This is a genomic window from Streptomyces sp. NPDC051173 (assembly GCF_040689515.1).
Lineage (GTDB): Bacteria > Actinomycetota > Actinomycetes > Streptomycetales > Streptomycetaceae > Streptomyces.
Genome location: NZ_JBFBBD010000006.1, coordinates 23,501 through 47,820 on the forward strand (window position 1 = coordinate 23,501; position 24,320 = coordinate 47,820).

Here is a 24,320-nt window from a genome sequence, read left to right on the forward strand (position 1 = left end):
GCCGTGTGGAGCTTCTGCGCGGTCCGCGAGGTTCAACAGCTGATCCACCGTCGCTGGCCCGCCCCTCACAGCCACTCCCCGGTCGGCACGACCCCGACAGGCCGCCCGTGCTCCAGCTCCGGCTCGTCGTCCCACAGGCACGGCTCCGACCACGAGCACGGCGGGGCGGCCATCACGCGGTCCTCCGGTCCTGCCGCGGCTTGCGGCCCGACTTCCGGCGCGGCATCCCCTCCGGCAGACGGATGTCCGCAGGGTCCAGGAGTCCGCGGGCCATCGCCACCGCCACGGCCTGGGTCCGGTCCACCGCCCCCAGGCGCTGAAGGATCAGCCGCACCTGGGACTTGACCGTGTGCACGGTCCGGCCGGTGGCGGAGGCGATCTGCTCGGTGCACGATCCGTTCGCCGCCAGCTTCAGGACCTCGAGCTGGTCGGCGGTCAGGAAAGCGCCGGGCAGCACACGCCCATCAGCCCCGGCGCCGGGGCGGGGCTTCGACAGCTCGTCCGCGGTGGCTCCGGCGAGGACACGGATCTGTGCTGCGGTGAGCGGCATACGGTGCCGGGTCGCAGTCCGGGCAAGGGCACCGGTGATACGGACGACGGGTTTGCGGGGCATGGGGTTCTCCAGGACTGGACGATTCGACAGGAAGATCGGTAGATCGGTAGTCACGCGGGCCAGAGGCCGGGCTGCTCCGGCACCAGCGGGAGTTGCTCTTGTCCGGCCGTCTCCGGGACAGCCGCGAGGACCGGCAGCGGGGAGACCCGATGGCCTGTACGGCCGCGTGAGCGCCTGAAGCAGACCGGACCAAGCCCACGAGCCCGCGACGCCGGATCGGCCAGCAGGCGGCCGCACAGGCCGCACCGTGCGGCCATCAGGCGGCGCTCCTTCGGATCGGGGCGTAGGCGGGCAAGTGCCGGGCGGTGGCCCACTGGTGGCCGCAAGCGGGGCAGCGGTAGCCGTGGACGATCATCTGGCCGCGACGCCGTTCAGCGTCTGGCGGTATCCGACGGAGGAGGCAGGCCGGGCAGGAGTCGGTCATGTCACATCACCGCCATGTCGACCAGGCGCGCGTAGTGCCCCTGCCACCCGGCAGTGATCGTGGCCCGGGGCCCTCCCCGGTGCTTGTCGACGATCACGTCAGCTTCGCCGGCGCGGGGTGACTCCGGGTCGTGCATGTCCGGGCGGTGCAAAAGGATCACCATGTCGGCGTCCTGCTCGATCGCCCCCGACTCCCGCAGGTCGGCGATCGTGGGCCGCTTGTCGGAGCGCTGCTCGGATGCACGGTTGAGCTGGCACAGGACCACCACGACGATCCCGAACTCCTTCGCCATGAGCTTCAGCCCGCGGGAGAGGGCGGCAACGGCGACCTGCCGGTTCTCGGCCCGGGGTGCCTGCATGAGCTGGAGGTAGTCCACGACGAGCATGCGGAGCCCGGCGGTGCGGACGAGGTGGCGGACCTGGCCGCGAAGGCTGGCCAGGGACACGCTGGTGGCGTCGTCGATGAACAGCGGGGCGGGGCTGATGCCGATGCCGATCTGGGCGAGGCGGCCCAGTTGGGTGTCGTCGGCCTGGCCGTTGACGATGTGATGCAGAGGGATCTTGGCTTCGGCGGACAGGATCCCGTTGGTGATCTCGTCGCGGCTCATCTCCAGCGACGTGAACAGCACGGGAAGCCGGTTGGTGATGGCCGCGGCACGGGCGAAGCCGGTGCCGAGCGTGGTTTTGCCAACCCCGGGGCGTGCGCCGACGATGATGAGCCGACCGGGTGCGAAGCCGCCGCCGGTGAGCGCGTCCAGGTCGATGAGGCCGGTGGGAACGCGGTCGGTGGTGGTCGGAGGGGTCTGGGCGCGGTCGATGGCGTCGGGGATGAGGTTGCCGATGAGTCCGGGTGTGCTGGTGCTGGCACCGCGCAGGACGCTGTCAAGGTCGCTCTGGACGGCTGCGAGGTCGGCTTCGGGGTCGAAGGCCGGAGAGTTGCCAGCCTGCTGGGCGCGGTGGCCGAGGGCGACGAGCCGGGCTGCGGCCGCTGCGGTGGCGATCCTGTCGGCGAACCATCCGGCGGATCCGGGCACGGCGTCGTGGTACAGCAGGGCGAGCTCGGTCTGGGTGAGCGGCACGACCGGCAGGTAGCCCTCGGACCGCCACTTCCGCAGTTGCCGGTCGACGGCCACCCAGGGGATCTCTCCCGAGGTGAGGGTGATGCGGATCTCGACGACGGCGTGCCATACCCAGGCGTAGCGGGCCTCGGAGAAGTCCGCGGGGTCGAAGGCCTCGGCGAGTTCGTCGGTGAGCTCCGGGCGGGCCATGACGGAGGCGGCCAGGATGCGCTCGGCGTCGAGGTCGCTGGGCATCATCGGCAGGTGCCCCGCGGAGGAGGCGCCTTCGGCCGATGCCTCCCACAGGTCGGTCATGACTGGGTCTCCCTGCGCCGGTCGGATCCGGTGAGGACGACGCGGTCGCACATCTCCGCGAGCCGGGAGGCGACCCGGTCGCCGACGCGTGCAGAGAGCTCGGCGGGCAGGACGTTCGAGGTGAACAGGGTGGGGCGTTCGTGCTCGTAGCGGTGGTTGACCAGCCGGAAGTTGATCTCCTCGGTGAACTCGCTGGACTTGGCCGCGCCGAGGTCGTCGACGAGCAGAAGGCGGGCATCCCGGTAGTGGGCGAACTCGGCCTCCGCGTCGATACCGGCCCGGGGGCGGAGCGCCGCGTACAGGTCGGCGGCGGTCGTCACGGTCCAGGAGGCGCGGACACCGGAGGCGGCGAGGTGACGGATGGCACCGTAGGCCTCGTAGGTCTTGCCGACGCCGGTGATGCCGAGCAGCAGCAGCGACCGGCCGTGCTGCACTGAGGGCATGGCAGTACCGGCCTGAACGTGCTCGGTCCGGGCAGCCTCGGCGAGAGTGTCGGCCCAGGCGCCGACGAGCTGGTGCTCCGGTACGGCGGAACGGTAGTGGCGGGGCACGGCCCGGATGGCGTCACCGAGGGCGTGGCGGGTGATGTTGCGGGTGCCGTAGGGGTCGCCGTCGTCGGTGTTGAGCCAGCCGGCGGTGAGGCCGCGGCGGGTTAGGAGGTCGTGGAGTCCGTGGCGGTCGGGATCGATCGGCGGATGGATCTTCATCAGAGGTCTCCGAAGTAGCCGGACTGGTCGGTGGGGTTCATCCACGGCTGGTAGCCGTCGCCGGACACGGCGCGCAGCTGGGGCCGGGAGGGCTGCGGGTCGGGCTCGTCGTCGTAGCAGCCCTTGTTCAGCCATGTGGCGGGGTGTTTGGTGTACTTCGCGTCCTCGTCGGCCCGTTCGCGGGCGTAGGCGGTGGCGGCGTCGACGATGTGCTGGGGGTCAGCGCCTCGTTCGATGGCGGCGATCCATGCCTTCTTGGCCTCCTCGCGGGCCCGCTTCTTGGGGTAGACGATCCAGAAGGCGCCGAAGGCGTCGAGGTGGTGATCGTTCTGTTGGGCGCCATCTCCAGGCGTCTCAGTATTCGGACGCGAAGAAGAGTCTTTATCTCTTGAGGGGGTTGAGGGGTATGAGGAGTAGGGGTCCGGGAAACCCGGACCCTTTCCATGTGGTTCCCGGACCCTAACGGGGTCGTTCCCGGACCCTTTCTCGTCGTTAGGGTCCGGGAACGACGGACCCTTTGACTCGGATTGGGTCCGTAGTTCCCGGACGCTGTGTCCAGGTTCTCCGGACCCTTTCTCAGCCAATGGGTCCGTGGTTCCCGGACCCTTTGCGGGGCCCATGACGGGGAAGCGGTAGACCGCTCGGTGCCCCCTGCGGCCGGTAGTGACACTCTCGAGAGCCTTCTTCTCCCGCAGCGCCCTCACGACCTCGTACCGGCTCGAACGGCCAGGAAGGCGCATCCGGTGCGCGATGATCGGGTCGTCTTCGATGCCTGGCCAGCACTCTCGGGTGGCATCGTTGGCGTTCTCAGCGAGGACGCTCAGGGCATGCCGCTCGCGCCAGGTCAGCGTGTCTGGCGCATAGTCCAGAACCTCGACGAACAAGCGGATTCCCACGAGCGTCTTCTTTCCCACGGTGCGGATGGTTCGGGTGTGGTCAGTGCCGGAGTCCAGTTGGCGGGACGGGCCAGGTCAGGCGGCTGCTGCCAGCGTGGGGGTGGTGTGCCGTTCCAGCTCCTCGCCGGTGATGGCTTCGACGAGAGCGCAGAGGATGACCTCGGCCGCGTTCGGGGTGACGGCGTTGCCGTACTGGCGGACGCGTTCCCGCTTGGAACCGAGGACGATGTACTGGTCGGCGAAGCTCATGGCACGGCCGATCTCGTGGGGCTCGAGCATCCGGAACCGGACGTCGTTCAGGTCGACGTCGACGTCGCCGTGCACGAGCGCGTACCGGTCGCGAGTGGACAGGGTGCCCACCGGTTCGCGGACGGTGCGCGCGGTGCCGTTGCCGTAGTACGGCACCAGCAGGGACTCCCAGCTGACGAGGGACTGGTGGCCCACTGTGGTGAGGGTCCGCATCGGGTCGGCCGCGCTGGTGCAGTGCTCGCCGCCGTCACCTTTGCTGCCGTTGTTTCGCATCACGAAAGCCGGGAGGTCCGGGGTGACGAGTCCGTGGTGGTTACCGGAAGCGGTAACGGTGGCGAGGGATTCGGTGGCCGACCGGGCGACGCTGCCACCCCCACGGAGTTCGGCGATGAATGGCAGCCATGCCAGGCCGGTCTCATTGCGGGCGGTCTGGGTGCGCAACGGCAGGTTGGCGCTGTTCGGCTCCTTGCCGTTCCGCCCCTCAACGGGGATCAGCAGCGGCGGGATGGCGAGCCCGTCGTTCTCCCGCGTCGTCCTCGTCGGAATGGCCTCGGCGACCGGGGTGGCGTCGTTCCGCCAGGTTCCGCCGGCCGGGACTACGAGGGGCTGCGCGAACTTCTTCAGCCCTGCCTGGATCCGGGCGAGGGTCTTGTCGGCGAGCGGCTTGGTCCGGTCGCCGATGCGCTGCCCGGAGATGGTCCAGTCGATGGCGACGGCGGCCGGAAGCGTCTCCGGTTCGACGACCTGGTTGCGGCAGCTGGTGTTGGGGCAGCGGTAGACATACTGCTGCTTGTAGCGGCCCATGCCGCGGCCAGGCTGCTTGAACCGCTGGACGGCCTGCACCCACTGCTCGCAGCCGTGGCACCAGGCGCGCGGGCGGAGCCACTTGTCCCAGTCCGGGGTCCGGCCAAGGCTGCTGTGCCAATAGGCGACGTACAGGCGGTCCCGAGACTGGGGGGCCTTGTGCACGGTGCGCGGGTCGGCGTGCATGCTGTTGAGGGCGATGACGCGGGTCTTGTAGCCGAGCTTTTTGATCTCGCCGAGCCAGCGGTCCCACTGATCCCAGGCCCGGACGTCGACGACGTTCTCGACGACGCCCGCCTTGACGAGCCCTCCGCGGTCGATGACGCCTCGGAGGTACATGGGGACTTCCTCCATGAGGGCGCGGGACCGCTCGACCTCCTCGGACGGCACCACCTCGCCGAACAAGTCGGGCTGGAGGCTGGTGTCGAAGTCGCGTTTCTTGCCGCGGGCGTTGGACCACTGGGGGCATTCGGGACTGGCCCAGAAGATGTCAGTGACGGGCCACCGGTCGACGGGGGCTTCGCGGATGTCGCCGCGGTAGTGGTCCGTCTCGGGGAAGTTCGCGGCGTGGGACTCGATGGCGCGGGACCAGTGGTTCGCGGCCCTGGCCACCTGGACTCCGGGAACAGCGTGGGCGCCTTGAGAAGAGCCGCCCGCACCACAATTCCCGGTCCAGTGCACCAGGCCATTGCGACGGCATAGCCACGTGCCGTGCTCGACGGTGGGACACCACACGATGCCGGTGTAGGTGGTCCACTCGGCGACCGCCTGGCGCAGCGGCTTGGCGGTGACCCGCTCCAGGAGCGACACCCGCCACATCGGGTAAGCCGCGCCCTTGTGCTGCATCTCCCAGCGGTGGATCGAAGTCGCCCGCCCGGAGAGAATGGCAGCGAACTGGAACCCTTCGGCCCGATCCTGCCGGTTCTGTGAAAGGGACGAGTCCCGGGCGCCGTCGCGTACACGGGTCGTTCCGTCGGCGATCATTGACGTCTCCACCAGCAGGTCGAGCTGGTCGGCCGTGAGGGTGAGCAGCCAGGCCGGGTCCAGGACATGCTCCGGGGCACCAGCGAGGACGGGGGCCGCGGCGGCGACGTTGAGGCGCCAGTAGCGGGTCCCTGCGTATTCCGCGACGTTCCAGGCCGGTCGACCGGCCCGGCGGCCGGCACGGCCCATGGGCGGCCCGTACAGCACGGTCAGCAGCTGCTCGATCCGCTTGCACTTCCCGGGGTTCACCGACGGCGACTGCGATAGGTGGATCCCGCCGTTCGACCGGTAGCTCCCCTCGGTCCAGGCCCATCCGACCAGCTCGACGACAGCGTCGTCGTGGCTGCGGTGTTCCGGGTGCTCGAAGGGCGCGCTGCGGACGACCGACGAGTCCAGGGTGAGCTGGTCGGAGGTTCGGATCTGCCAGTCGAGTCGACGCCCGGTCGGCGTGTTGATGCGCTGCTGAACGGGCCAGCGATGGCCGACGGTCACCAGAGCCGAGAGGGCCTTGCCCTCGACCTTCAGCATCTTCTCGTCGGTCAGGTCGAAGACGTTCATCTTCTGGACCGGCACCCAGCGTGCCACCCCGTCGCCCGTGCCGAGACTGGCGACCAGGTCCCCTACCGCAACCTGGTTGTAGCGGCGCCATCCACTGGCGGTGAGGATCTCGGTCTCGGTGTCCGCGCAGAACCAGTCCATGAGGGTCAAACTGTCGTTGTCGTTGCGGTACATCACGCTGCTTCCTTCTGGCTGTTTTTGCGGTCGAGTTGGGTGCGTTCGCGGGGTGTGAGTCCGCCGCGGATGGTGGCGCGGAAGTGGTGGTCGAGGCCGCGTTCTTCGGCGAGTGCGGCGTTGAGGCACTGGGGTCGTACCGGGCAGGCGGTACAGATGGCTTTGGCGCGGGCGACGTGGTGTTTGGCGGCGAGGTCGGGGGTGAAGAGGGCTGGGTCTCGGTGTCGGCAGAGGGCTGTGGTCTCCCAGGCGGGGGCGCTCATGCCGCTAGCCCTTGCTGCTTGCGCAGTTTCCGGAGGAGGTCGTGGACGTAGGCGTGGCCCATGCCAAGCCGGTCGGCGATCTCGTGCTCAGGGACACCGAAGGAAGCCAGATGGGTGATCTCGGTACGGCGGTCCTCGGCGACCTGCCATTTGTTGCGTGGCTCCTCTTCTGCGCCGGGGTCGGGAGTGCATTCGGGGTCGTCGATGTCGGCCCAGGCGCCCGCTGGTGCCCATCCCCGTTTGAGCGCCTGGGCGCGGGCCTTGCTGTGGGTCCCGGCGGTGGGCAGCAGCACGCGGTACGCCGCTTCCACTGCCCGGGCTGTGCGTCCGCTTACGGTGGGGTGGTGGGCGTTGGCGAGACCGCTGATGGTGGACGCGTCGAGGCCTGCCATCGAGCCGATCAGTACCGGGCCGTGGCCAGCGCGGTAGAGGGCCTGGATACGGCGTCGGCATCCCAGGCTGGGCCGGTCTGCACGGTCGTCGTAGTCGCGTGGCCTGACCGAGAGGATGCGCTGCGCTTTCTCGCGCTGGCATCCCTTGGTGCGCCCCTTGGCGATGTACAGGATGGTGCTGGAGGAGACGTCGGCTTTACGGGCGATCAGGTCGAAGCTCATTCCGGTGGTGCGAAGGCCGTGAATGTGCTCGGCCAGGGGTGCGGTGCCGTAGAGCGGGGGTTTGCCTGCGAGATGGGCCAGCTTGCGCATCGTGCAGGCCCGAGTGTGGGCCCGAACGCAGAGTGGGCAGTGGCAGCCGGGCCATGAGCCGTCCTTGGCGCCCTTGTATCGGTACTGGGTGCCGTGCGCAGGCAGGCGCTTTGCAGTGGTCACTGTCCTGCCTCCTTGTGCAGGTATTCGGTGAGGTCGTGGATGCCGAGGGCGGCATGGTCGGCGATGGCGTGGTCGTCGAGAGGTTCGGCGCCGAGGAGGAAGTTCTTCTCAGGCCATTCCGGCCATTCCGGTGCGGTGGCCCGTGCGTTGAGGACGGTCTGGATGCGGCGGCGCCTGTGGTGGCGGCCGATAGCTTCGCCGGTGACGACGGCTGCCATGCCGCTGATGAAGAGCACGGACATCCAGACCGCAGCGCTGCTGTTCATCGGGTGGCCTCTCCGGTGAGGTCGATCGGTGTGCACTGGTCAGCGAGAAGCGCTTTCATGCGGCGCGCCCGGTGGTCTGTGCGCGGCGGGCCTGGGCGATGAGCAGGCCCTTGACGGACAGCCGCCAGACACTGATCCGATGGCCGTGGGTGGCGGGGCTGGTGGAGAAGGTCATCTGCCCGGTGTGCTCGATGACTCCGGAGGCGCGCAGGGCGTTGATGGCTGCGCCGAGGAAGCCGTGCCCCTGCTCGGGAAGTTGGTCGCGCAGGTCGTTGCAGGACCATTCGTCGCGGGCGAGTCCGAACTCGAAGACGGCGTGTTCGACGACGTGCTGGTCCCAGGTGGAGCGCGTCACGATCTGGGCGAGGGTTGTGTTTTTGCTGGTGGCGGCGAGTCGCTCGGCCGGCGTGAGTCGAGGGGTCACAGCTTGTTCTCCTTGATGAACTCGGCCTCGTCAGCGGCCTCGCGGTCATGGCAGGGGACGCAGAGCAAAGGGGGACGGGAGTAGAGCCGGGCTTCGCACCAGCGGTCGCCCGTTTCCGCGATCCACTCGATGTACCTCGCTGCTGCGACGAGGCTCACGGGGCCAACGAGGTCGGCGCAGTCGTGGAGGGGCTTGCAGGGGAAGAGCGGGCGTATCTGCCCACAGCGCTCGCAGCGCGCTCCCGTGGCAGGGGTCGTCATCGGGAACTGCTTTCCGCCTGTGCGGCCTGGCGTTCGGCGAGGCCCGGTTGGCGGCGCAGATCTTCACGTTCCTTGTGGGCGGACCAGCAAGAGGTGCACAGCAGGGGCTGCCCTTTGATCGAGCACCAGGGGCAGGTGAATGCCGCATCGCCCAGGTGCAGGCCGCAGTCGGGCTGATAGAGGAACAGGGTTCGAAGCTGCTTGCAGTGATCGCAACGGGCCTCAATGGGCTGGTCGGTCATCGCGGTCTCCCGTCTTGTGTGCTGTGCTGGTGGGGTGGGCCGCCCCGATTGCCGCGGGGCGGCCTGGCGGGCTACTGGACGGCGTTCTTCAGGGCGATGCCGCGTTCGCGGATGTAGGCGCCGAGGCTGGTCGGCTTGCCGGTGTCCGGGTGCATCAGCGGAGTGGCGAGCAGGCCGCGGGACTCGACCTCGCGGTACAGGGCGAGCAGCCCCTCAGCGGTCGCCTCGTCCGACTTGACGTCGTCGATGTAGGTCGCCGTGTCGACGGGCTCAGCGCCGTCGTCCAGCCAGTCCAGCAGCGGCTTGGCGATGTCGCGGGCCCCGTCGGGCTGCTCGAGGACCTGCTTGTGCAGGGCCGGGCAGCGGGACTTGAGGAACCGCATCCGGTTGTCGATGTCCATCTCGGCGACAACCCCGAACTCGTACTCGACGCCCTTTCGCTGCTCGGCGCGCATGCCGACGGCGACGGGTTCCTTCTTGCCGCGGCTGTTCTCCTGCAGAACCCACTCGGTGTGGGAGCGCATCGTGACGACGATGTGGCCGGGGTAGGAGAGGAGGGCGTCGATCATGTCGTTCTGCATCGGCGTGCCGTCCTTCCAGCCCGCGAAGGAGTTCCCGCCGTACTTCGACTTGGCCTTCTCGACCTGGTCGAGGGTGCCGTCGGTGCCCTTCCAGAAGTGGCTCAGGGAGTCGACGACGACGGTGCCGTACCCGGCGTGTGCCGCCGAGGCGAGCGCTTTGACGAGGTCGCGCGGGTCGTACCGGTGCATCGACAGGGAGTCGAAGACGATCCCGTTGACACCCAGGTACAGGGATGCCGACTCGCGTTCGGTGTCGATGACGGCGAACCGCTCGCCCCTGCTCAGGCCGTGGGCGACGGACAGGGCGGTCCATGTCTTGCCGGAGCCGGCGACTCCCTGGATGGAGATGCGGGCCTTGACGCGCTCCCGGGTGGCGGGCCTGAACGTGAACGGGCTGTCGTCGTATTCATCGGTCTGCTGCTGGTAGCCGACTCGGCTGGGGGAGGGAAGGCGTCGGGTGCTGTCGGTCATGAGATCTCCTCGAGGTACTGGCGCTCCGCCCACGACGGGAGGGAGATGGTGGTGGGGCGGTCGCTGTAGGCGGGCCAGTGGCCGGTGGCGCGGCAATAGGCGTAGATGTCGATGGCCTCCCGGTTGCGGTCGTGGCCGAAGCGGAGGGCGACCGGGTCGAGGGTTGCGACGGTGACCAGGTAGGGCTCGGTCTTCTCCTGGAAGATGAAGACGAACTCGCTGCCGGTCGGCACGAGCCCGAGCTCGCGGGCACCGTCGAGGTACCAGGCAGCCTGCATGTGGTAGCCGTAGGCGTGGACGGACTTCTGGATGGAGTCCAGGTCGGCGGCGGCCGTGGACTTGTAGTCGATGAGCTTGTCCCGGCGCAGCCAGTCGACCCGGGCCCGCCGCCAGATGCCGGTGGTCTGGTCCTGCCAGAACAGGGACTGCTCCGCCGCACCGCTGCCTGGGGCCAGCAGGTCCGCCGCCTCCGGGTGTTCGCGGAGGGCGTCAGCCATCGCGTGGACCTTCTCGAAGTCGGGCCGCTTGAGCGGGATGGCACCGATGGCCCTGGCCGCGGCCGCTTCTTCCTTGGCGGCATTGGTGCGCCAGTCCGGGTAGTCGACGAGGACCAGCTCGGGCCCGTCGCCGAGAACGAGCTGGTGTGCGGCGGTGCCGACCTCGAAGTGGGGTTTGGGGACGGACGGCTGGCTGAGCTCGTAGTGGAACAGTGCCGGGCATGAGGGCGGCAGCAGTTTGCGGGCGCCGGTGGAGGAGAGGCTCCCGCCGGGAACGGGGTCCTCGTGGTAGAGATCGGCCGGGATGTCGTAGATGCCCGGCACTACCTCTGGAGGCGCTTCAGGGGGCGCGGTCACTGCGCATCGCCGATGCAGCCCTCGCAGCGCAGGCTGGCGCCGGTGCCGTCGAAGGGGCCGTCGGTGTCGCCACAGCGGGTGCAGCGGAGTCCTGCGGCGATCTTCTGAAGGTGGGTGATGCCGTCGGGGTCGAGCTTGGCGGCGACGATGGCCGCCGTGTAGTCGGGGTAGGCGTCGGCGAGTTTGGCGGTGTTGACCACGTCGGCGGTGGCGATGGTGTGCATGAGGTGCTGGGTGAAGATGCCGGGCTGCGATCCGCCGTCCTGGCCGAAGTGCCAGAGCACGTGGCGGGCCGTTTCGACGGGGATGGTGGGGCTGTTGGTGCTCACGTTGTTCCCTTCAGGGTGTGCTGAGGGAGGCCGCCCGCGGTGCGGGGGTGTGCGGACGGCTGTGTGGTGGTGGGGCCCGCCGCCGGAGCCGGTGTCTCTGCGGTCGGCGGGCAGTCAGCGGGTCAGATGCGGGCGCGGACGGGCAGCTGGCCGAGAGGGATTTTCTGTGTGGTGTCCGCGTCCCCGGTGGCCTGCGGAGAGTGGGCGAGGGGCACGACGACGGTCGGGCCGGAGAGGGCCCTCCAGCGGGCGGGGTCAGCCCAGAAGGTCCCGGTGGGGACGGGCTGGGTGGCCTCGTCGCCTGCTTCGATGTCGCGTTCCCCGCAGCCCACGGTGACCTTGGTGGCGTTGGCGAGAGCGGCCCTGGTCACGAGGAGCTCGCTCTCCAGCGCGTCCAGCTTGCCGCTCAGGCAGCTCGCGACGATGCCGGCGTCGGATGCTTTGTGCTCGGCCAGCTGCCAGAGGCGATGGACTTCGTTGCGGTCGGCGGCCAGGAGCGCGAAGAAGTCGTCGGCTGCGGCCTGCCGGGTCAGGAGCGCGAGGTTCTCCTCACGTAGACGGTTCAGCTCGTCGACCGCCCGGTGCCTGCCACGGCCCGCGAACAGGTTGAGGTTCATTCCGGCCTCCTGGGCGACGGCAGGGTGTCAGGGCATTCGTCCTGCTCAGATGCGGCGGGGCGGGCCGGCCAGTTCACGGTGAGCGCGACGACGGTGGTGACGAGGCCGAGGATCAGCCACCCGTACCAGGCAGGGCTCATGACACACGCCCCTGCCGTGGGATGACGGGCCGGACCCCGCCGTAGGGCGGATGCTGCAGCTGGCGGGCCAGCGGGACACACTTGCCGCACGTGTCCGGGTCGTGATAGCTGCACCGGCAGTCCTCGAACGTCCGGCTGCAGACGGGGCACCGCCCCCGGTCACTCCGGCCGAAGAACTCACGGGCACCGTCCAGGAGATGCGGCCGGACCGTGACCAGCAGCGCGATCACCCACAGGACACCGACGATGACGTACCAGATCATCGGGCACCCCCAGCGGGAGCGGCCGTCACAGCGGCGTCCGCCTGCCCGACGTCGTACTGGCCGATGCCCCACACGATCGCGTGGCAGGACCACAGGAACGACCAGTTGTAGTCGTGGAAGTCCCAGTCCCAGGTGTCTGGGAAGACGTAGCCCTTGTACTCGAAGGCGTCGAGCTTGGCCCGTGCACCGTCTTCGTAGTGGATCTGCCCGCTGTCGAGGATTCCCTCGCGCACCGCCTTGCCCAGGCCCCGGGGCGCGTCACCGTCCCTGACCGATTCCACGAAGTGCTCGACGACGAGCTGCCTGAACAGGCTCTCGGAGTACGACGTGCAGGAGCTCCTGCCGCCCTCCGTCTTCTCCGACCAGTAGTGCGGGTTGGTCCCGTCGCCCCGGAAGAACTCGAACATGTCAGGCAGGCGGGTGAACATGTAGCCGTCCACGTCCCCGCGGATCGCGAGGCTGCCCGGCCAGGTGACCAGGTCGAACCAGTACGCCGAAGACTTCGGGGCCATGAACCGCAGGTGCCGGTAGAGGCCGTCGTTGTGGAGGACGGTCATCTGATGCCGGGATGTGTCGCTCCGGAACCGCTCGGCGGCGTCCAGCTCTGTGCGGCGGATCATCGGGCACCCCCGGCGTACTTGAGGGTGTAGAGCCGCCCGTTCTCCGGCCCGCTCTCGACCAGATGTCCGCGGCGGGCGAGGAACTGGAGATCCTTACGGGCCGTCGTGCGGCAGGACGCCCAGCCGCGTTCCCGGTACAGCTCCCACGCCCGGCCGGCGGTCCATTCCCCGCCCTCCGCACGGATCACACAGAGGAGCCGGTTGCGGCGGTCGTTGTCGAGGCGGGATTCCCTCAGGGCTTGGGAGTTCACTGTTCCCCCGGTGTGGTGTGGATCGAGCAGGGTTCGCGGATCGAGCGGGGCGAGGAGGCCGCGGACGAACGCGGCCCGGAACTCGGCGGGCGTCATCGCAGCTCCCGTTCGGGATGCTTGCGCCGGTACGCCTGATGGTCGTCCTGTTCTTGTTCGCAGGCGGCCCGTGCTGCGGCGACCTGGTCCTCCAGATCGGCGATCCGCCGCAGCAGGAGCGTCAGCACGACCGTGTCGACTGCGACCGGCGGGATCATGCGGCCGCCGCCAGGTTGCGGGCGTATTCGCGCCGGGCCCGGATCTCCGCGTCCAGACGGCGGCGCTTACAGTGCGGGCAACGGCAGTTCACCGCGTGCACCGGCATCGCCGCGGCCCGCAGAGCGGCCAGCTGCATCAGGAAGTTCGCGGCCGTCCGGAACTCCCCCCGGGACAGCAGACCGTTCAGGTAGTCCTCGGCGTCGAGATCGTCGATGCCGTTCATGCCGCACCCCCGAACACTTCCCGCGGTGTCGGCGCGGCAAGAAGAGCCCGCCGGTAGTCAGCGGCCGTCAGCTGGGCGCGTTCGGGCAACAGCGGACCGTGCCACCGCTGCACCTCGTCCAACGGCACTGGCTGGCGCTCCGCGGCGCTCATGCCCGGGTCGCTCGGGTGCTTCAGGAAGTCCATCAGCGGAACGCCCCGGCCATCACGGCACCCGGTCCACTGCCAGCGGCCGCCCGTCACATCCACGAACACACGGCCCAGATCGAAGACCGTGCCGTCAATCTCGTAGAATTCCCCGCACACTGCGGTGAGCTGAGCCCGATCCTCCTCCCGCAGATTCCGCACCTGGGACGCAGCGGTCAGGTCGTCGATGATGCTCACGACGCCACCCCGCTCTCCGGGGACTCGTCGGCGGGCCGAATGGTCATGCCGTTCACGTCCGCCCACCTGTGGGCACTGCGCTCGTCGTGAATGGCGCAGTGCTCCTCGAAGTCGACGTAGCCGTAGAAGCGGTACTCGATCGGACCGAACGGCAGATCGAAGGAAGCATTGCCCTCGGTGTCGTACACCTCGGCCACTCCCAACACACTGGCCGCTTCGCAGACCGCGGCATTGGTGTGCAGCGGAACGAGCAGCCGGTCGTAGCTCGGTACCGGCGCGTCCGGGTGGGCGTCGATCCAGTCGGCGAGATCACGCAGGCCCTGGACGTATGCGTCGCGGGCGGTCATCGGGTGCCCCCTGGCTTCCTGTCGTGGTCGTGGTTCACGTTCTTGGGGCGAGGGATTCCGGGGAGCGGCACCACCGTGTCGGGGTCCGCGTCAAGGAAATGCCGCTGCTCGGCGTGCGGGCCGTCGAGCGGCTGCGCCTGCTGGAGCTCGTCGAAGAGCAGCGCGGTACGGAGCTCGTCGACAGCAGCGGGCTGGTTCGGGGTCGCGGTCGCCATCACCGGTCACCCGCCTCATTGCTGTGCGGGCCTGCAGCGGTGTTGTGTGCGTGCTGGGCCTCGGCGATCAGACGCCACGTCATGCACGCCTTCTCGATCTCCTGCAGGATCCCGGCATCAGTAGCCACCGGCCGGAAGTACCTCATCGCCGCCTCGGCGAGGTCGCCGAGGAAGTCGTGCAGATCCTCGGGATCCATCAACTTGGCCCACGGCATGGCGGGCAGGTAACTGTCTTCTGCGCGTGGCCGCTTCGGCGCGCGGATTGCGGTTTCGCGGTCGGACCGCAGAGCAGCCCAGTACGTGTAGAAGAGGACGTCGAGCGCGCCGTCGCGCTCGTGCTCCGGCAGGCGGTCGAAGGCGACGCGGCCGATCTTCTCGACGTCGAAACCCTCAGGCCGGGTCGCGCGGAGCATCTCCTCCGCCTCGTCGAACGTCGTCTGCCAGGCGCTCGCCATGGGGACGTCGCGGGTGATGCGATCGAAGTCGAGCGGTTCGGGGTTCTGGGAGAATGTGGACACGGTCCACTCCGTTTCTTGAGGGTTTGGTGGTGGATCGAGGCCCCGGCTGCCGGTTTCTTCCAGGTCACCGGCGGTTGGGGCCGCATAGCCGCTAGGCGGCGGAGAGGTTCCTCATGGCCGCCGGGGCGGTCTTCTTGCCGCTGTTCCTGCGGCGGCGCGCCTTGCCGGGCTGGGCGGGGACGTGGCACATGTCGCGGATCTGGAGCCGGTCGTCCGGGCTGAACCACAAGGCCTTGCCCATGCGGGTGTGCGGGAAGCCGAAGTGGTTGGCACCGTCGCGGAGCCAGCGTTCCCCGCAGCCGATGTCGCGGGCTGCGTCGCGGGGGCGCATGAAGCCGTCGCGTTCCATGGTGGTCTCGCTCGGCTGTATCTGATCCTCCGGGGTGGGCATGTCACCTCTTCTCTGTGGGCTCTTCGTTGAGAAGCCGGTCGTCGTCGACGTTCAGGGCTGTGCGGAGTGCGGCGTAGGTGCCCGGTCTCATGCGTCGGCGTGTGCCGGTCTCGAGTCGCTGGAGGTAGCTGCGGCTGATGCCTGCTGAATCGGCGAGTTCGTGGATGCCGATGCCGTGGTGCATGCGGGTCCTGCGGAGTGCCGCCCCGTTCACCTCGAAGGTGGCTGGGGGTCTTTCCATGCACAGAACCTAGACTCTTCTGCTAGTAGTTTCTAGTAATACGTAGCAGTAACTTGTAGGACCTTCTGTGCCCCGGGCGTCGTCGGTGCGGAGGTTTGCGTCACGCGGCAGAGGAATCAGGTCACGCGCTAGCTGTTCCTGGCTGTTCCTGCGAGCTCCTGCCATGATGTGTTCCATGGCCACCCGACCAGACAAAGCCGCCCGCCTCCGACTCGCCGCCCTCATCACGGCGCGACGCGTCGAGCTGGGCATGCACAAGATCGGTGTAGCGCGGGCGGCGGAGCTGACTATCACTACCTACAGCAAGCTCGAAGACGGGGACTCCGTCCGCGACGTCACCTACGGCAAAATCGAACCCGTGCTCTCCTGGGCGCCGGGCACCTGCCGCTCCGTCCTCGAAGGGGCGGCACCGACCGTCGTCGAGCCGGCCCCGGCGGCAGGCGCCTACTACTCGCCGGTCAATCCAGGAGACCTCGAACGGGACGTCGAGCAGGCCGTGACGAATGCCGCGATCGCGGTGACCGAGATGGCCGCACCCGAGATCCGGAAGCTGAAGCAGCGTGTCGTCGAGGAGCTCCGCCGCAGCGGCCGACGCTCTGGCAGCGCTGCCACGGAGGGCAGGGAAGGCTAACCAGCCTGCGGCGTTTATCGATTCGTTACCTGAATCCGTGAGGTTCTTGAGGTCGGCCGGGTCTCACGAGTCGTTCAACGTGGCACCATCGACGGACACTTGGGAGGTTCCTCCAACCCTGGAAGGGGGAGCCATGTGCAATCTTGTCGTCATGGACCTCGGTCCCGGATTCCTCGGATTCCGCGGCGAAGTCGATGGCAGACTCGTATGCGTAGCGGCGCCCAGGGTGGAACACGACCCGTCAGCTCGACGAGTCATGCGAGACCTCATCAGGCGCCAGGGAGGCGACTGCAGCAGCTGCCGGGGGTGCCCCATAGGCGCCACGGACTGGGCGGTCAGCGCGGGGGATGAGCCTTAGGGCCCTCCAACACCGCACAAACTCGGACGAACCGGCCAGTCAAGGGGGTCGTATGCCGTTTGTCGAGTGGCGAGGCAACAAGTGCAGGGTCAAGTGGTGGGCCGGCGAATACCTGTCCAACGGCAGCAAGAAGTACGAGGCAAAGAGCGGCTTCACCGACGAGGAGGCCGCCATGAACCACGGCCTCGACCAGGAGTACGAGGTCCGCCACGGCATCAACATCAAGACCACGGACAGCAACACGCTCATGGAGGCCTACTGCTGGGACTGGTACAACGCCCAGGACCTGCGCCCGGCCTCCATGAAAAGCTATAAATCCATAATCAAATGTCACATTGCCCCATTCTGGGGCAGGCGTTCAGTTGGGGACATCACCTCTTTTGAGCACGCCGCCTGGAAGAAAGCCCTGAAAGGCCGCGTGGCTAAAGGCGAGCTCGCGGAAACCTACGTCAACACCATCCTCATGGTGTTCGGCATGCTCATGGACGACGCAGTCTCGGTGTACCACCTGCGCAAGACCTCGCCCGTGATCAGAGACAGCCCTCGGCGCGGCAAGTACAAGAAGACGCAGCGGGTGCGCAAGCGCCCACACGAGATGGCAACCGTCCACGCCCTCGCACGGAACGCCTACACAGTCTGGGGCTACACCGGCTGGACGTACCTGTGGTCCACGGCATTCACTGGCATGAGGCCGGGGGAGATGTACGGGCTGCAGAGAATTTTCGCCTCGCCGGAGTGGCCGGCATCCGATCCGGACGAAGAGCGGCGTGAATACGCTCTGGAGAGATACCGGTCGATGCCCGCGCTACGCGTGCAGTACCAGCATCAGCTAGTCGATGGAGTCCAGACCTTGGTGGATCCGAAGTACGACTCGCACCGTTCGCTCGTGCTCCCACCTTTCCTCCACGAGATGCACGTTGCGCTCCTCGCTTCACATCGCTCGCCTTGGGTGTTCCCGTCGATATCGGGAAAGTCGCTGCGCGGCACGGAATTCCTCCGTGACTATTGGTACCCGATCAGGGACGGTTCGCCGCCGCGTACCGGACGTAAAGACCAGCGCCGAGTGGAGATTCCCGCGGTGCTCGCCATGAGCGGCAAGCGGATCTATCTGGCCCGGCACTGGCACAAGGAGATGCTGGACGAAGACGGCCACTCGGAGATCGCAACCGAGACCAGGATGGGCCACGAGGTCGCCGGCGTCAGGGGACTGTACGCCAACCTGACGCCAGCCATGGAGCTGCGCATCGCGGAGATGTTGCAGATGCGCTGGGAGAGGTTCATGAAAGAGGAGGGAAGCGAATGGATGCCACCATTTCCCAGTCCTCTCCCAGTTGATCTATCGAAGACAGCATAATGGCAGGTCGCAAGGGTTCCCGGATAACGGGCCTCGTGAACCCCTGCATCAACTCCCGTGTCGACGCCTACCTCCTCGAAGGCAAGGTCGACAGCAAGGACGTCACGTGCGCCCCGCACGCCGTCCCGGAGCCCCCGAAGGCCACTGCAGCCAAGTAAGGCCAAGGCGCTGCCGGTCAGAGCCCGAGGACAAGAGATCGCGCCCCGGCCCGTCAGGGACCGGGGCGCGATCGTCGGCCCATGCCCGTCCGGAGTCGCTCCCGAAGGGAACTTCTCATGCTCCGCAAGCCGCACGCCCTGCTCACCGCCGCCGCGCTGCTCGCTCTCGGCGCCGCGGCGCCGGCCGCGGCGGACACCCCGCCCCCGCCCGCGCCGACGACCGCCTGCACTTATACGCCTGCCGTTCCCGCGGACAGGTTCAAGGGGATACCCGTCTTCGACCCGGCCGAGGCCGCCAGGCCCTACAGCGCCACGCTGCGCACCGGTCAGGGCGCCATCACCTTCCGGGCGCGGACCGACAAGGCCCCCTGCGCCACCTTCTCCTTCAAGTTCCTCGCGCAGCGCGCCTACTTCGACCGGACGCACTGCCATCGGCTCACCACGGCACGTATCTACGTGCTGCAGTGCGGCGATCCGACCGGCACCGGGAGCGGCGGCCCCGGCTACTCCTTCCCCGACGAGAACCTGACCGGGGCCACCTATCCGGCCGGGACGGTGGCGATGGCCAACGCCGGCCCCAGTACCAACGGCAGCCAGTTCTTCTTCGTCTGGAAGGACACCAAGCTCCCACCCGCCTACACGCCGTTCGGGAAGGTCACCGCCGGCCTCGACGTATTGCGGAAGATCGCGGCAGGCGGCGAGGACGACCAGAACGGTCCCGGCGACGGGTTCCCGACACTGCCGGTCGACATCAAACGCGTACACATCAGGGTCGGATAGCGCTACGCCGACGGGAGGCGGCCGGGGCCACCTCCGGCGGAGCCGGGGGCGCGCGGAGAGCCCGCCGGGCGGGTGATGGTGTGCCGCCGGCCGGGGGACCGGCCGGTGCGGGGGCTTGCGGCTCGCCTCACGCGCGCGATGAGCTTGCTCCGGGCACCCCCGCGCCCCAGGAGGAACCGATGTCCGTACGTACCGCCGCCGTGGCCGCCACGGCGAGCGCCACCGCTCTGCTCGCCCTGGCCGCGCCCCCCGCGGCCGGCGAATCCGACCACGGGCGGCTCTTCCTGACCGTGTCCGGCGCCCAGAACACCTGGACCCGCGGGCTACAGCTCACCTGTCCGGACGGGGACGGACACCACCCGCACGGGGCGGCGGCCTGCGCGGCCCTGCACCGGGCGCAGGGGGAGCCGGGGGACGTGGCCGTCGAGAGCCACCTCTGCACGCGGGAGTACGACCCGGTCACCGCGACCGCCGAGGGCGACTGGAACGGGCGGCCGATCGTCTGGCACAAGACCTACCCCAACGCGTGCGCGCTCGACGCGGCGACGGGCCCCGTCTTCCGCTTCTGACCGGCTCCGAAGGCCCTTACGTTCTCCTGGTCGCCGACGCCCCTATCGTCAGCAGCCCCAGCAGCACCCATGTGAACCACAGCCAGCCGTCGCTGCCGATCGTCACCGAGTACGCGGTCACGACGACGAGCGAGCCCACCGTCAGCACCGCCATCGCCTTCGTCGATCCGGGCATCCCCGCACCTCCTCACGGCGGCCCGGACGCGTGGCAAGCGAAAGGGCCGCGGCCAGGAGACCATCGTCTCCCGGCCGCGGCCCCTGCCGCTACGGCATCCGCCTACTGCCCCCGGCCCTGGAGCGACGCCAGGTAGGCGTTGTAGGCCGCCAGCTCCTTGTCACCGTCGCGGTCCGCGGCGCGGTCGAAGCGGCGGGCCTGCCGCTGCTCCGAGCGGTACCACTGGAGGACGAGGGCCAGCAGCACCACGACCGACGGGATCTCGCTGAACGCCCAGGCGATGCCGCCACCGGCCTGCTGGTCCTCCAGCGGGTCGATGCCCAGCGAGGCCGGCGGGTGCATATAGGTGCCGATCATCGGCTCCGAGGCCATCATCAGCGCGATGCCGAAGAAGGCGTGGAACGGCATGCCCGCGAAGAGCTCCAGCATCCGCATCACATAGCCGGGCCGGTGCGGTCCCGGGTCCACGCCCATGATCGGCCAGAAGAACACCAGGCCCACGGCCAGGAAGTGCACCATCATCGCGATGTGCCCGGTCTTCGTCTCCATGAGGAAGTCGAAGAGCGGGGTGAAGTACAGCGCGTACAGGCTCGCGATGAACAGCGGGATCGTGAAGGCCGGGTGCGTGATGATCCGCATGTAGCGGCTGTGCAGCAGCGACACCAGCCATTCGCGGGGACCCCTGCGGCCCCGCCCGGCCGCGGGCAGCGCCCGCAGCGTCAGCGTCACCGGCGCGCCCATCAGCAGCAGGATCGGCGAGAGCATGCTGATCACCATGTGCTGCACCATGTGCACGCTGAACATGACCATGCCGTAGTCGTTCAGCTTGGTGCACATCACCAGCGCCACGGTCAGCACGCCGGTCACGAACGCGACGATCCGGCCCACGGGCCAGGCGTCGCCGCGCCGCCGCAGCCGGACCACGCCCCAGCCGTACAGCCCCAGCGCCAGCAGGCAGCCGATCAAGAAGAAGGGTTCGCTGCTGTACTGCAACCCCCGTCCCAGCGTGAACGGCGGCATGTCCATCATCATGCCGTGCCCGCTGTGATCCATCCGCTCTCTCCTATTTCGCACCAATGCGCCTCGTCAAGACTAGAGGCGCCCTGGACCGGAGCGATGGCCGGGGGCCGCTCCCGGGTGCGGGTCCGTCGCCGCCTGCGGCGGGAGCTCCCTGCGGGAGCGTCCTCAAACGCCGGACGGGCTGGATGTGCGGACCGTGAGTTCGTTGTCCGCGGGCTGCAGCCGGAGCACACGCCCGGCCACGCCCGGTCTCAGAGAACGCACTCCACCTCGGAGTACCGCTCCTGCGGCACCGTCTTGAGGCTTTCGACCGCTTCCGCCAGCGGCACCAGCGTGATGTCCGTGCCGCGCAGTGCCGTCATCATCCCGAACGCCCGCTGGTGCGCGGCCTCCACCGCGTGCCAGCCGAAGCGCGTCGCCAGCACCCGGTCGTACGCCGTGGGCGTACCGCCGCGCTGCACGTGGCCGAGTATCACCGGGCGGGCCTCCTTGCCCAGGCGCCGCTCCAGCTCGCCGGCGAGCTGCCGGGCGACGCCCGCGAAGCGCTCGTGGCCGTAGACGTCCGTGGCGCCGATCTCGAAGGCCATCGAGCCCTCGCGCGGCTTGGCGCCCTCGGCGACCACCACGATCGCGAAGCGCTTGCCGTCCTCGAAGCGGCGGCCGACGACCTCGGTCAGCTCGTCGATGTCGAAGGGGCGCTCCGGCACGACGATGGCGTGCGCGCCCGCGGCCATGCCCGAGTGCAGGGCGATCCAGCCGGTGTGCCGGCCCATGACCTCGACGATCAGCACGCGCTGGTGCGACTCGGCGGTCGTCTTCAGCCGGTCCAGGGCTTCGGTGGCGACCCCCACGGCCGTGTCGAAGCCGAAGGTCACGTCGGTCGACGCGATGTCGTTGTCGATGGTCTTCGGGACGCCCACGATGGGCAGGCCCGCGTCGGACAGCAGCCGGGCCGCCTTGAGCGTGCCCTCGCCGCCGATCGGGATGACGGCGTCGAGACCGAGGTCGGCGACGTGGCCCTTGGCCCGCTCGACACCGTCCCGCAGCTGTGCGGGCTGCACCCGCGAGGAACCCAGGACCGTGCCACCGGTGGCGAGGATGCCCGCCACCGCGTCCAGGTCGAGCTTGCGGTAGTCGGCCTCCAGCAGCCCTCGCCAGCCGTCGTGGAAGCCGATGACCTCGTCGCCGTGGTCGACGACGGCGCGGTGGACGACGGACCTGATGACGGCGTTCAGGCCGGGGCAGTCGCCACCGGAGGTGAGTACACCAATGCGCATGACAGGGAACCTTCACAACAGGGCCGGAGACCGGACCCCGTCGTCCGGCTGGATCCCCGCCACCCTACAAGCGGTGGGTGGCGGGGGACACAACCGTCCGTCATCCGGGCCGCCGGCCCGTTCCGCGGCTCAGGCGGGCTGGGTCGCCGCCGCGATGCGCTCCTCGCGCAGCGCGTCGTACCAGCGGTCGTCGACCGGCGGGAGGGCGTTGACGTCCAGCGCCAGCTTGATCAGCATGTCCGCGATGTGCGGGTTGCGGGCCATGACCGGGCCGTGCATGTACGTACCGAAGACGGTGTCGTTGTACGCGCCCTCGGTGCCGTCGCCCGTGCCGTTGCCCCTGCCGACCCGCACCCGCGCGAAGGGACGCGCGTTGCGGCCGACATGGGTGACGCCCTGGTGGTTCTCGAAGCCGGTCAGCGGGGGCAGGCCCAGCCGTTCGTCGACGTCGGCCAGCACGTCACCGACGCACCGCTCGTCCTCACCGCGGGTGCTCACGACGTCCAGCAGCCCCAGTCCCTGCTCGCGCTGGCCCAGGTCGTTGATGAACTCGTGGCCCAGGATCTGGTAGCCGGCGCAGACCGAGAAGACGATCGCGCCGTTGGCGACGGCCCGGTTCAGACCGCCGTCACGGCGCAGCCGCTCGGCCGCCAGCCGCTGCGGACGGTCCTCACCGCCACCGATCAGGTAGATGTCACCGGAGGTCGGGATGGGCTGGTCGGAGCGGATGTCCACACGCTGGACATCCAGGCGGCGCTGGCGCGCGCGCCGCTCCAGGACCAGGGCGTTGCCCTGGTCGCCGTAGGTGCTGAGCAGGTCGGGGTAGACCCACACGACACGCAGACTGTTCTGGCTCATGCTCACAATCCTGTCAAGTGCTCGCGGGGTCAGTTGCCGACGCGGCGGCGCACGTCCTGGAACGCCGTGTAGTTCGCGATCAGCTCGATCCTGCCGGGCGGTGCGGACTGCACCGCCTCGTCGACGGTCTCGCAGACCCGGAAGTCCAGGCCCGCGACCTCCAGGCGCACCGCGAGGTCGAGCTTGCGGTCGCCGATCACGAAGATCGGGTGCCCGGCGAGGCGGGTGTAGTCGACGTCCCACAGCCACGAGGTGTCCGTGCCGTCCGCGCCGCGCGCGTTCACGCCCAGGATCACCGGGGCGGGCGGGCCGTCGATGAGGGAGAAGGTCTCCAGCCAGCCGGCCGGGTTCTTCGCCAGCAGCAGCCGGACGTCACGGCCCAGGAACGACACCACGTCGAACCGGCCCGCGACGGCCTGCACCTGGTACATCCGCTCCAGCGCGACCTGCGGCGGCACCCCGAAGGTGGCCGCGACGGCCGCCGACGTGGTGGCGTTCGCCTTGTTGGCCCGGCCGGGCAGCTGGAGGTGGATCGGCCACGCGCTGCCGTGCGGGTCGAGGACGTAGTCGCCCGACAGCGCCCAGCTCGGGGTCGGCCGGCGGAAGCCGCACTCGCCGCAGAACCAGTCGTCGCCGGGGCGCTGCATCACGCCACCGCACGACGGGCACGACCAGGCGTCGTCCTTCCACTCCTGGCCGGCCGCCACCCACACCACGTTCGGCGAGGAGGAGGCGGCCCATACGATCAGCGGGTCGTCCGCGTTGGCGATCACCACGGCCTTGGTGCCCGCCAGACCCTCGCGCCACTTCTCGGCGAGCATGCGCGTCTCCGCGGCCCGGTCGAGCTGGTCGCGCGAGAGGTTCAGCAGCGCTATGGCCTTGGGCGAGACGTCCCGGGCGACGCCCGCGAGGTACTTCTCGTCCACCTCGATCACGCCGTAGCGCGCGTCCGAGCCGCCCGCGAGGGCGGAGGTGATGCCTGCCGGCATGTTCGCGCCCAGCGCGTTGGAGACCACCGGGCCGCTGGCCCGCAGCGCCTCGGCGATCAGCCGGGTCGTGGTCGTCTTGCCGTTGGTCGCGGACACCAGGACCACGTCCAGGTGGGTCGCCAGCCGGGCCAGCAGATCGGGGTCGAGCTTGAGCGCGACCTTGCCGCCGATCACCGATCCGCTGCCGCGGCCCGCGGCTCGCGACACCGCCGCAGCAGCCTTGCCCGCCGTCACGGCCAGCTTGGCCCGCGGCGACAGCGGCCCCGTGTTGCCTGCCATCGTCCTAGATCCTCCTTGCATCCGGCGCCGCCGCCTGTTCCTGGACCGCGGGTGGAACGCCCCCTTCGCGCCGAACGCCGGCCAGGAGGCTTCGGTCGGGGCTCAGCCTA

36 protein-coding genes and 2 pseudogenes are annotated in these 24,320 nt (G+C 69.1%); 5 read left to right on the top strand and 33 right to left on the bottom strand.

Features of this window, described 5'->3' with window-relative positions; all coding sequences use genetic code 11:
• Positions 1–172: 172 nt before the first annotated feature.
• From AB0435_RS05815 to AB0435_RS05950, 28 genes are all read right to left on the bottom strand, one after another.
• The gene (locus AB0435_RS05815) at positions 173–613 is read right to left on the bottom strand and encodes a helix-turn-helix transcriptional regulator (protein WP_366426284.1); all 441 of its coding nucleotides are present in this window, start codon (positions 611–613) and stop codon (positions 173–175) included.
• A gap of 50 nt (positions 614–663) precedes the next feature.
• Entirely contained in the window at positions 664–870 is a 207-nt protein-coding gene (locus tag AB0435_RS05820; protein WP_366426285.1) for a DUF6011 domain-containing protein, read from the bottom strand.
• Positions 871–1,038: 168 nt separating this feature from the next.
• Positions 1,039–2,409: a DnaB-like helicase C-terminal domain-containing protein gene (locus tag AB0435_RS05825; RefSeq protein ID WP_366426286.1), complete on the bottom strand. Its 1,371-nt coding sequence runs from the start codon at positions 2,407–2,409 to the stop codon at positions 1,039–1,041.
• Complete coding sequence (locus AB0435_RS05830; RefSeq protein WP_366426287.1) at positions 2,406–3,116, bottom strand: ATP-binding protein; 711 nt, start codon at positions 3,114–3,116, stop codon at positions 2,406–2,408. Before AB0435_RS05830 ends, AB0435_RS05825 begins: the two co-directional genes overlap by 4 nt.
• Entirely contained in the window at positions 3,116–4,030 is a 915-nt protein-coding gene (locus tag AB0435_RS05835; RefSeq protein ID WP_366426288.1) for a hypothetical protein, read from the bottom strand. The genes AB0435_RS05830 and AB0435_RS05835 overlap by 1 nt, the downstream gene beginning before the upstream one ends.
• Before the next feature lie 57 nt (positions 4,031–4,087).
• Positions 4,088–6,781: a DNA cytosine methyltransferase gene (locus AB0435_RS05840; RefSeq protein ID WP_366426360.1), complete on the bottom strand. Its 2,694-nt coding sequence runs from the start codon at positions 6,779–6,781 to the stop codon at positions 4,088–4,090.
• Complete coding sequence (locus AB0435_RS05845; protein WP_366426289.1) at positions 6,781–7,044, bottom strand: WhiB family transcriptional regulator; 264 nt, start codon at positions 7,042–7,044, stop codon at positions 6,781–6,783. Before AB0435_RS05845 ends, AB0435_RS05840 begins: the two co-directional genes overlap by 1 nt.
• On the bottom strand, positions 7,041–7,748 hold the full coding sequence (locus AB0435_RS05850) for a hypothetical protein (RefSeq protein ID WP_366426290.1): 708 nt from the start codon (positions 7,746–7,748) through the stop codon (positions 7,041–7,043). The genes AB0435_RS05845 and AB0435_RS05850 overlap by 4 nt, the downstream gene beginning before the upstream one ends.
• 119 nt (positions 7,749–7,867) lie before the next feature.
• Positions 7,868–8,137: a hypothetical protein gene (locus tag AB0435_RS05855; protein WP_366426291.1), complete on the bottom strand. Its 270-nt coding sequence runs from the start codon at positions 8,135–8,137 to the stop codon at positions 7,868–7,870.
• Between the two features lie 55 nt (positions 8,138–8,192).
• Entirely contained in the window at positions 8,193–8,561 is a 369-nt protein-coding gene (locus tag AB0435_RS05860) for a hypothetical protein (RefSeq protein WP_366426292.1), read from the bottom strand.
• Complete coding sequence (locus tag AB0435_RS05865; RefSeq protein WP_366426293.1) at positions 8,558–8,821, bottom strand: hypothetical protein; 264 nt, start codon at positions 8,819–8,821, stop codon at positions 8,558–8,560. Before AB0435_RS05865 ends, AB0435_RS05860 begins: the two co-directional genes overlap by 4 nt.
• Positions 8,818–9,063: a hypothetical protein gene (locus tag AB0435_RS05870; protein WP_366426294.1), complete on the bottom strand. Its 246-nt coding sequence runs from the start codon at positions 9,061–9,063 to the stop codon at positions 8,818–8,820. The genes AB0435_RS05865 and AB0435_RS05870 overlap by 4 nt, the downstream gene beginning before the upstream one ends.
• Before the next feature lie 71 nt (positions 9,064–9,134).
• Entirely contained in the window at positions 9,135–10,115 is a 981-nt protein-coding gene (locus tag AB0435_RS05875) for an ATP-binding protein (RefSeq protein ID WP_366426295.1), read from the bottom strand.
• The gene (locus AB0435_RS05880) at positions 10,112–10,936 is read right to left on the bottom strand and encodes a PD-(D/E)XK nuclease-like domain-containing protein (protein ID WP_366426296.1); all 825 of its coding nucleotides are present in this window, start codon (positions 10,934–10,936) and stop codon (positions 10,112–10,114) included. Before AB0435_RS05880 ends, AB0435_RS05875 begins: the two co-directional genes overlap by 4 nt.
• Positions 10,937–10,965: 29 nt before the next feature.
• Positions 10,966–11,298: a hypothetical protein gene (locus AB0435_RS05885; RefSeq protein WP_366426297.1), complete on the bottom strand. Its 333-nt coding sequence runs from the start codon at positions 11,296–11,298 to the stop codon at positions 10,966–10,968.
• A 122-nt stretch (positions 11,299–11,420) separates the two neighbouring features.
• A complete protein-coding gene (locus tag AB0435_RS05890) occupies positions 11,421–11,915 on the bottom strand; it encodes a hypothetical protein (protein ID WP_366426298.1) in 495 nt (164 codons plus the stop codon).
• Positions 11,912–12,055, bottom strand: a complete 144-nt coding sequence (locus AB0435_RS05895; protein ID WP_366426299.1) for a hypothetical protein — start codon at positions 12,053–12,055, stop codon at positions 11,912–11,914. Before AB0435_RS05895 ends, AB0435_RS05890 begins: the two co-directional genes overlap by 4 nt.
• Complete coding sequence (locus tag AB0435_RS05900) at positions 12,052–12,318, bottom strand: hypothetical protein (RefSeq protein WP_366426300.1); 267 nt, start codon at positions 12,316–12,318, stop codon at positions 12,052–12,054. The genes AB0435_RS05895 and AB0435_RS05900 overlap by 4 nt, the downstream gene beginning before the upstream one ends.
• Positions 12,315–12,938 (bottom strand): hypothetical protein, encoded by a 624-nt coding sequence (locus tag AB0435_RS05905; protein WP_366426301.1) that lies wholly within the window; start codon positions 12,936–12,938, stop codon positions 12,315–12,317. The genes AB0435_RS05900 and AB0435_RS05905 overlap by 4 nt, the downstream gene beginning before the upstream one ends.
• Positions 12,935–13,285 (bottom strand): hypothetical protein, encoded by a 351-nt coding sequence (locus AB0435_RS05910; protein WP_366426302.1) that lies wholly within the window; start codon positions 13,283–13,285, stop codon positions 12,935–12,937. The genes AB0435_RS05905 and AB0435_RS05910 overlap by 4 nt, the downstream gene beginning before the upstream one ends.
• Entirely contained in the window at positions 13,282–13,443 is a 162-nt protein-coding gene (locus tag AB0435_RS05915; RefSeq protein WP_366426303.1) for a hypothetical protein, read from the bottom strand. Before AB0435_RS05915 ends, AB0435_RS05910 begins: the two co-directional genes overlap by 4 nt.
• A complete protein-coding gene (locus tag AB0435_RS05920) occupies positions 13,440–13,667 on the bottom strand; it encodes a hypothetical protein (protein ID WP_366426304.1) in 228 nt (75 codons plus the stop codon). Before AB0435_RS05920 ends, AB0435_RS05915 begins: the two co-directional genes overlap by 4 nt.
• Positions 13,664–14,050 (bottom strand): phiSA1p31-related protein, encoded by a 387-nt coding sequence (locus tag AB0435_RS05925; RefSeq protein ID WP_366426305.1) that lies wholly within the window; start codon positions 14,048–14,050, stop codon positions 13,664–13,666. The genes AB0435_RS05920 and AB0435_RS05925 overlap by 4 nt, the downstream gene beginning before the upstream one ends.
• A complete protein-coding gene (locus AB0435_RS05930) occupies positions 14,047–14,397 on the bottom strand; it encodes a hypothetical protein (protein ID WP_366426306.1) in 351 nt (116 codons plus the stop codon). The genes AB0435_RS05925 and AB0435_RS05930 overlap by 4 nt, the downstream gene beginning before the upstream one ends.
• Positions 14,394–14,612 (bottom strand): hypothetical protein, encoded by a 219-nt coding sequence (locus tag AB0435_RS05935; RefSeq protein ID WP_366426307.1) that lies wholly within the window; start codon positions 14,610–14,612, stop codon positions 14,394–14,396. Before AB0435_RS05935 ends, AB0435_RS05930 begins: the two co-directional genes overlap by 4 nt.
• Positions 14,612–15,130 carry a hypothetical protein gene (locus AB0435_RS05940; RefSeq protein ID WP_366426308.1) on the bottom strand — a complete coding sequence of 173 codons (519 nt, stop codon included), beginning with the start codon at positions 15,128–15,130 and terminating at the stop codon, positions 14,612–14,614. Before AB0435_RS05940 ends, AB0435_RS05935 begins: the two co-directional genes overlap by 1 nt.
• 91 nt (positions 15,131–15,221) lie before the next feature.
• Positions 15,222–15,521 (bottom strand): hypothetical protein, encoded by a 300-nt coding sequence (locus tag AB0435_RS05945; RefSeq protein WP_366426309.1) that lies wholly within the window; start codon positions 15,519–15,521, stop codon positions 15,222–15,224.
• A gap of 1 nt (position 15,522) precedes the next feature.
• Complete coding sequence (locus AB0435_RS05950; RefSeq protein WP_366426310.1) at positions 15,523–15,762, bottom strand: helix-turn-helix transcriptional regulator; 240 nt, start codon at positions 15,760–15,762, stop codon at positions 15,523–15,525.
• Between the two features lie 175 nt (positions 15,763–15,937).
• Between AB0435_RS05950 and AB0435_RS05955 the strand changes: the two genes are divergently transcribed.
• The 5 genes and pseudogenes from AB0435_RS05955 to AB0435_RS05975 all read left to right on the top strand — a co-directional run bounded on the left by AB0435_RS05955 (position 15,938) and on the right by AB0435_RS05975 (position 19,612).
• Positions 15,938–16,393: a hypothetical protein gene (locus tag AB0435_RS05955; RefSeq protein ID WP_366426311.1), complete on the top strand. Its 456-nt coding sequence runs from the start codon at positions 15,938–15,940 to the stop codon at positions 16,391–16,393.
• 605 nt (positions 16,394–16,998) lie between these two features.
• Positions 16,999–17,142: pseudogene (locus tag AB0435_RS05960) on the top strand (hypothetical protein); the annotation flags it as partial.
• Between the two features lie 881 nt (positions 17,143–18,023).
• Positions 18,024–18,263 (top strand): annotated as a pseudogene (locus AB0435_RS05965) (alpha/beta hydrolase); the annotation flags it as partial.
• Between the two features lie 117 nt (positions 18,264–18,380).
• Entirely contained in the window at positions 18,381–19,043 is a 663-nt protein-coding gene (locus tag AB0435_RS05970; RefSeq protein ID WP_366002587.1) for a peptidylprolyl isomerase, read from the top strand.
• A gap of 179 nt (positions 19,044–19,222) precedes the next feature.
• Positions 19,223–19,612: an SSI family serine proteinase inhibitor gene (locus AB0435_RS05975; protein WP_366002586.1), complete on the top strand. Its 390-nt coding sequence runs from the start codon at positions 19,223–19,225 to the stop codon at positions 19,610–19,612.
• Positions 19,613–19,628: 16 nt separating this feature from the next.
• On the opposite strand, the gene AB0435_RS05980 is transcribed toward AB0435_RS05975, so the two are convergent.
• The 5 genes from AB0435_RS05980 to AB0435_RS06000 all read right to left on the bottom strand — a co-directional run bounded on the left by AB0435_RS05980 (position 19,629) and on the right by AB0435_RS06000 (position 24,210).
• The gene (locus AB0435_RS05980; protein WP_366002585.1) at positions 19,629–19,787 is read right to left on the bottom strand and encodes a hypothetical protein; all 159 of its coding nucleotides are present in this window, start codon (positions 19,785–19,787) and stop codon (positions 19,629–19,631) included.
• A 102-nt stretch (positions 19,788–19,889) separates the two neighbouring features.
• Complete coding sequence (locus AB0435_RS05985) at positions 19,890–20,840, bottom strand: cytochrome c oxidase assembly protein (RefSeq protein WP_366426312.1); 951 nt, start codon at positions 20,838–20,840, stop codon at positions 19,890–19,892.
• A gap of 218 nt (positions 20,841–21,058) precedes the next feature.
• Positions 21,059–22,084: a 6-phosphofructokinase gene (locus AB0435_RS05990; protein WP_366002583.1), complete on the bottom strand. Its 1,026-nt coding sequence runs from the start codon at positions 22,082–22,084 to the stop codon at positions 21,059–21,061.
• 129 nt (positions 22,085–22,213) lie between these two features.
• Positions 22,214–22,942 carry a glutamine amidotransferase gene (locus AB0435_RS05995; RefSeq protein ID WP_366002582.1) on the bottom strand — a complete coding sequence of 243 codons (729 nt, stop codon included), beginning with the start codon at positions 22,940–22,942 and terminating at the stop codon, positions 22,214–22,216.
• A 29-nt stretch (positions 22,943–22,971) separates the two neighbouring features.
• Positions 22,972–24,210: a MurT ligase domain-containing protein gene (locus AB0435_RS06000; RefSeq protein WP_301889506.1), complete on the bottom strand. Its 1,239-nt coding sequence runs from the start codon at positions 24,208–24,210 to the stop codon at positions 22,972–22,974.
• Positions 24,211–24,320 lie beyond the last annotated feature (110 nt).

Coding starts and splice junctions, on each gene's coding strand:
- AB0435_RS05815 (WP_366426284.1), bottom strand. CDS start 613: ATGCCCCGCAAACCCGTCGTCCGTATCACCGGTGCCCTTGCCCGGACT.
- AB0435_RS05825 (WP_366426286.1), bottom strand. CDS start 2,409: ATGACCGACCTGTGGGAGGCATCGGCCGAAGGCGCCTCCTCCGCGGGG.
- AB0435_RS05910 (WP_366426302.1), bottom strand. CDS start 13,285: ATGACGCCCGCCGAGTTCCGGGCCGCGTTCGTCCGCGGCCTCCTCGCC.
- AB0435_RS05930 (WP_366426306.1), bottom strand. CDS start 14,397: ATGACCGCCCGCGACGCATACGTCCAGGGCCTGCGTGATCTCGCCGAC.
- AB0435_RS05955 (WP_366426311.1), top strand. CDS start 15,938: ATGGCCACCCGACCAGACAAAGCCGCCCGCCTCCGACTCGCCGCCCTC.
- AB0435_RS05855 (WP_366426291.1), bottom strand. CDS start 8,137: ATGAACAGCAGCGCTGCGGTCTGGATGTCCGTGCTCTTCATCAGCGGC.
- AB0435_RS05890 (WP_366426298.1), bottom strand. CDS start 11,915: ATGAACCTCAACCTGTTCGCGGGCCGTGGCAGGCACCGGGCGGTCGAC.
- AB0435_RS05970 (WP_366002587.1), top strand. CDS start 18,381: ATGCTCCGCAAGCCGCACGCCCTGCTCACCGCCGCCGCGCTGCTCGCT.
- AB0435_RS05975 (WP_366002586.1), top strand. CDS start 19,223: ATGTCCGTACGTACCGCCGCCGTGGCCGCCACGGCGAGCGCCACCGCT.
- AB0435_RS05820 (WP_366426285.1), bottom strand. CDS start 870: ATGGCCGCACGGTGCGGCCTGTGCGGCCGCCTGCTGGCCGATCCGGCG.
- AB0435_RS05935 (WP_366426307.1), bottom strand. CDS start 14,612: ATGGCGACCGCGACCCCGAACCAGCCCGCTGCTGTCGACGAGCTCCGT.
- AB0435_RS05920 (WP_366426304.1), bottom strand. CDS start 13,667: ATGAACGGCATCGACGATCTCGACGCCGAGGACTACCTGAACGGTCTG.
- AB0435_RS05875 (WP_366426295.1), bottom strand. CDS start 10,115: ATGACCGACAGCACCCGACGCCTTCCCTCCCCCAGCCGAGTCGGCTAC.
- AB0435_RS05865 (WP_366426293.1), bottom strand. CDS start 8,821: ATGACGACCCCTGCCACGGGAGCGCGCTGCGAGCGCTGTGGGCAGATA.
- AB0435_RS05945 (WP_366426309.1), bottom strand. CDS start 15,521: ATGCCCACCCCGGAGGATCAGATACAGCCGAGCGAGACCACCATGGAA.
- AB0435_RS05915 (WP_366426303.1), bottom strand. CDS start 13,443: ATGATCCCGCCGGTCGCAGTCGACACGGTCGTGCTGACGCTCCTGCTG.
- AB0435_RS05995 (WP_366002582.1), bottom strand. CDS start 22,942: ATGAGCCAGAACAGTCTGCGTGTCGTGTGGGTCTACCCCGACCTGCTC.
- AB0435_RS05850 (WP_366426290.1), bottom strand. CDS start 7,748: ATGCGCAAGCTGGCCCATCTCGCAGGCAAACCCCCGCTCTACGGCACC.
- AB0435_RS06000 (WP_301889506.1), bottom strand. CDS start 24,210: ATGGCAGGCAACACGGGGCCGCTGTCGCCGCGGGCCAAGCTGGCCGTG.
- AB0435_RS05845 (WP_366426289.1), bottom strand. CDS start 7,044: ATGAGCGCCCCCGCCTGGGAGACCACAGCCCTCTGCCGACACCGAGAC.
- AB0435_RS05895 (WP_366426299.1), bottom strand. CDS start 12,055: ATGAGCCCTGCCTGGTACGGGTGGCTGATCCTCGGCCTCGTCACCACC.
- AB0435_RS05900 (WP_366426300.1), bottom strand. CDS start 12,318: ATGATCTGGTACGTCATCGTCGGTGTCCTGTGGGTGATCGCGCTGCTG.
- AB0435_RS05870 (WP_366426294.1), bottom strand. CDS start 9,063: ATGACCGACCAGCCCATTGAGGCCCGTTGCGATCACTGCAAGCAGCTT.
- AB0435_RS05905 (WP_366426301.1), bottom strand. CDS start 12,938: ATGATCCGCCGCACAGAGCTGGACGCCGCCGAGCGGTTCCGGAGCGAC.
- AB0435_RS05990 (WP_366002583.1), bottom strand. CDS start 22,084: ATGCGCATTGGTGTACTCACCTCCGGTGGCGACTGCCCCGGCCTGAAC.
- AB0435_RS05950 (WP_366426310.1), bottom strand. CDS start 15,762: ATGGAAAGACCCCCAGCCACCTTCGAGGTGAACGGGGCGGCACTCCGC.
- AB0435_RS05830 (WP_366426287.1), bottom strand. CDS start 3,116: ATGAAGATCCATCCGCCGATCGATCCCGACCGCCACGGACTCCACGAC.
- AB0435_RS05985 (WP_366426312.1), bottom strand. CDS start 20,840: ATGGATCACAGCGGGCACGGCATGATGATGGACATGCCGCCGTTCACG.
- AB0435_RS05980 (WP_366002585.1), bottom strand. CDS start 19,787: ATGCCCGGATCGACGAAGGCGATGGCGGTGCTGACGGTGGGCTCGCTC.
- AB0435_RS05840 (WP_366426360.1), bottom strand. CDS start 6,781: ATGTACCGCAACGACAACGACAGTTTGACCCTCATGGACTGGTTCTGC.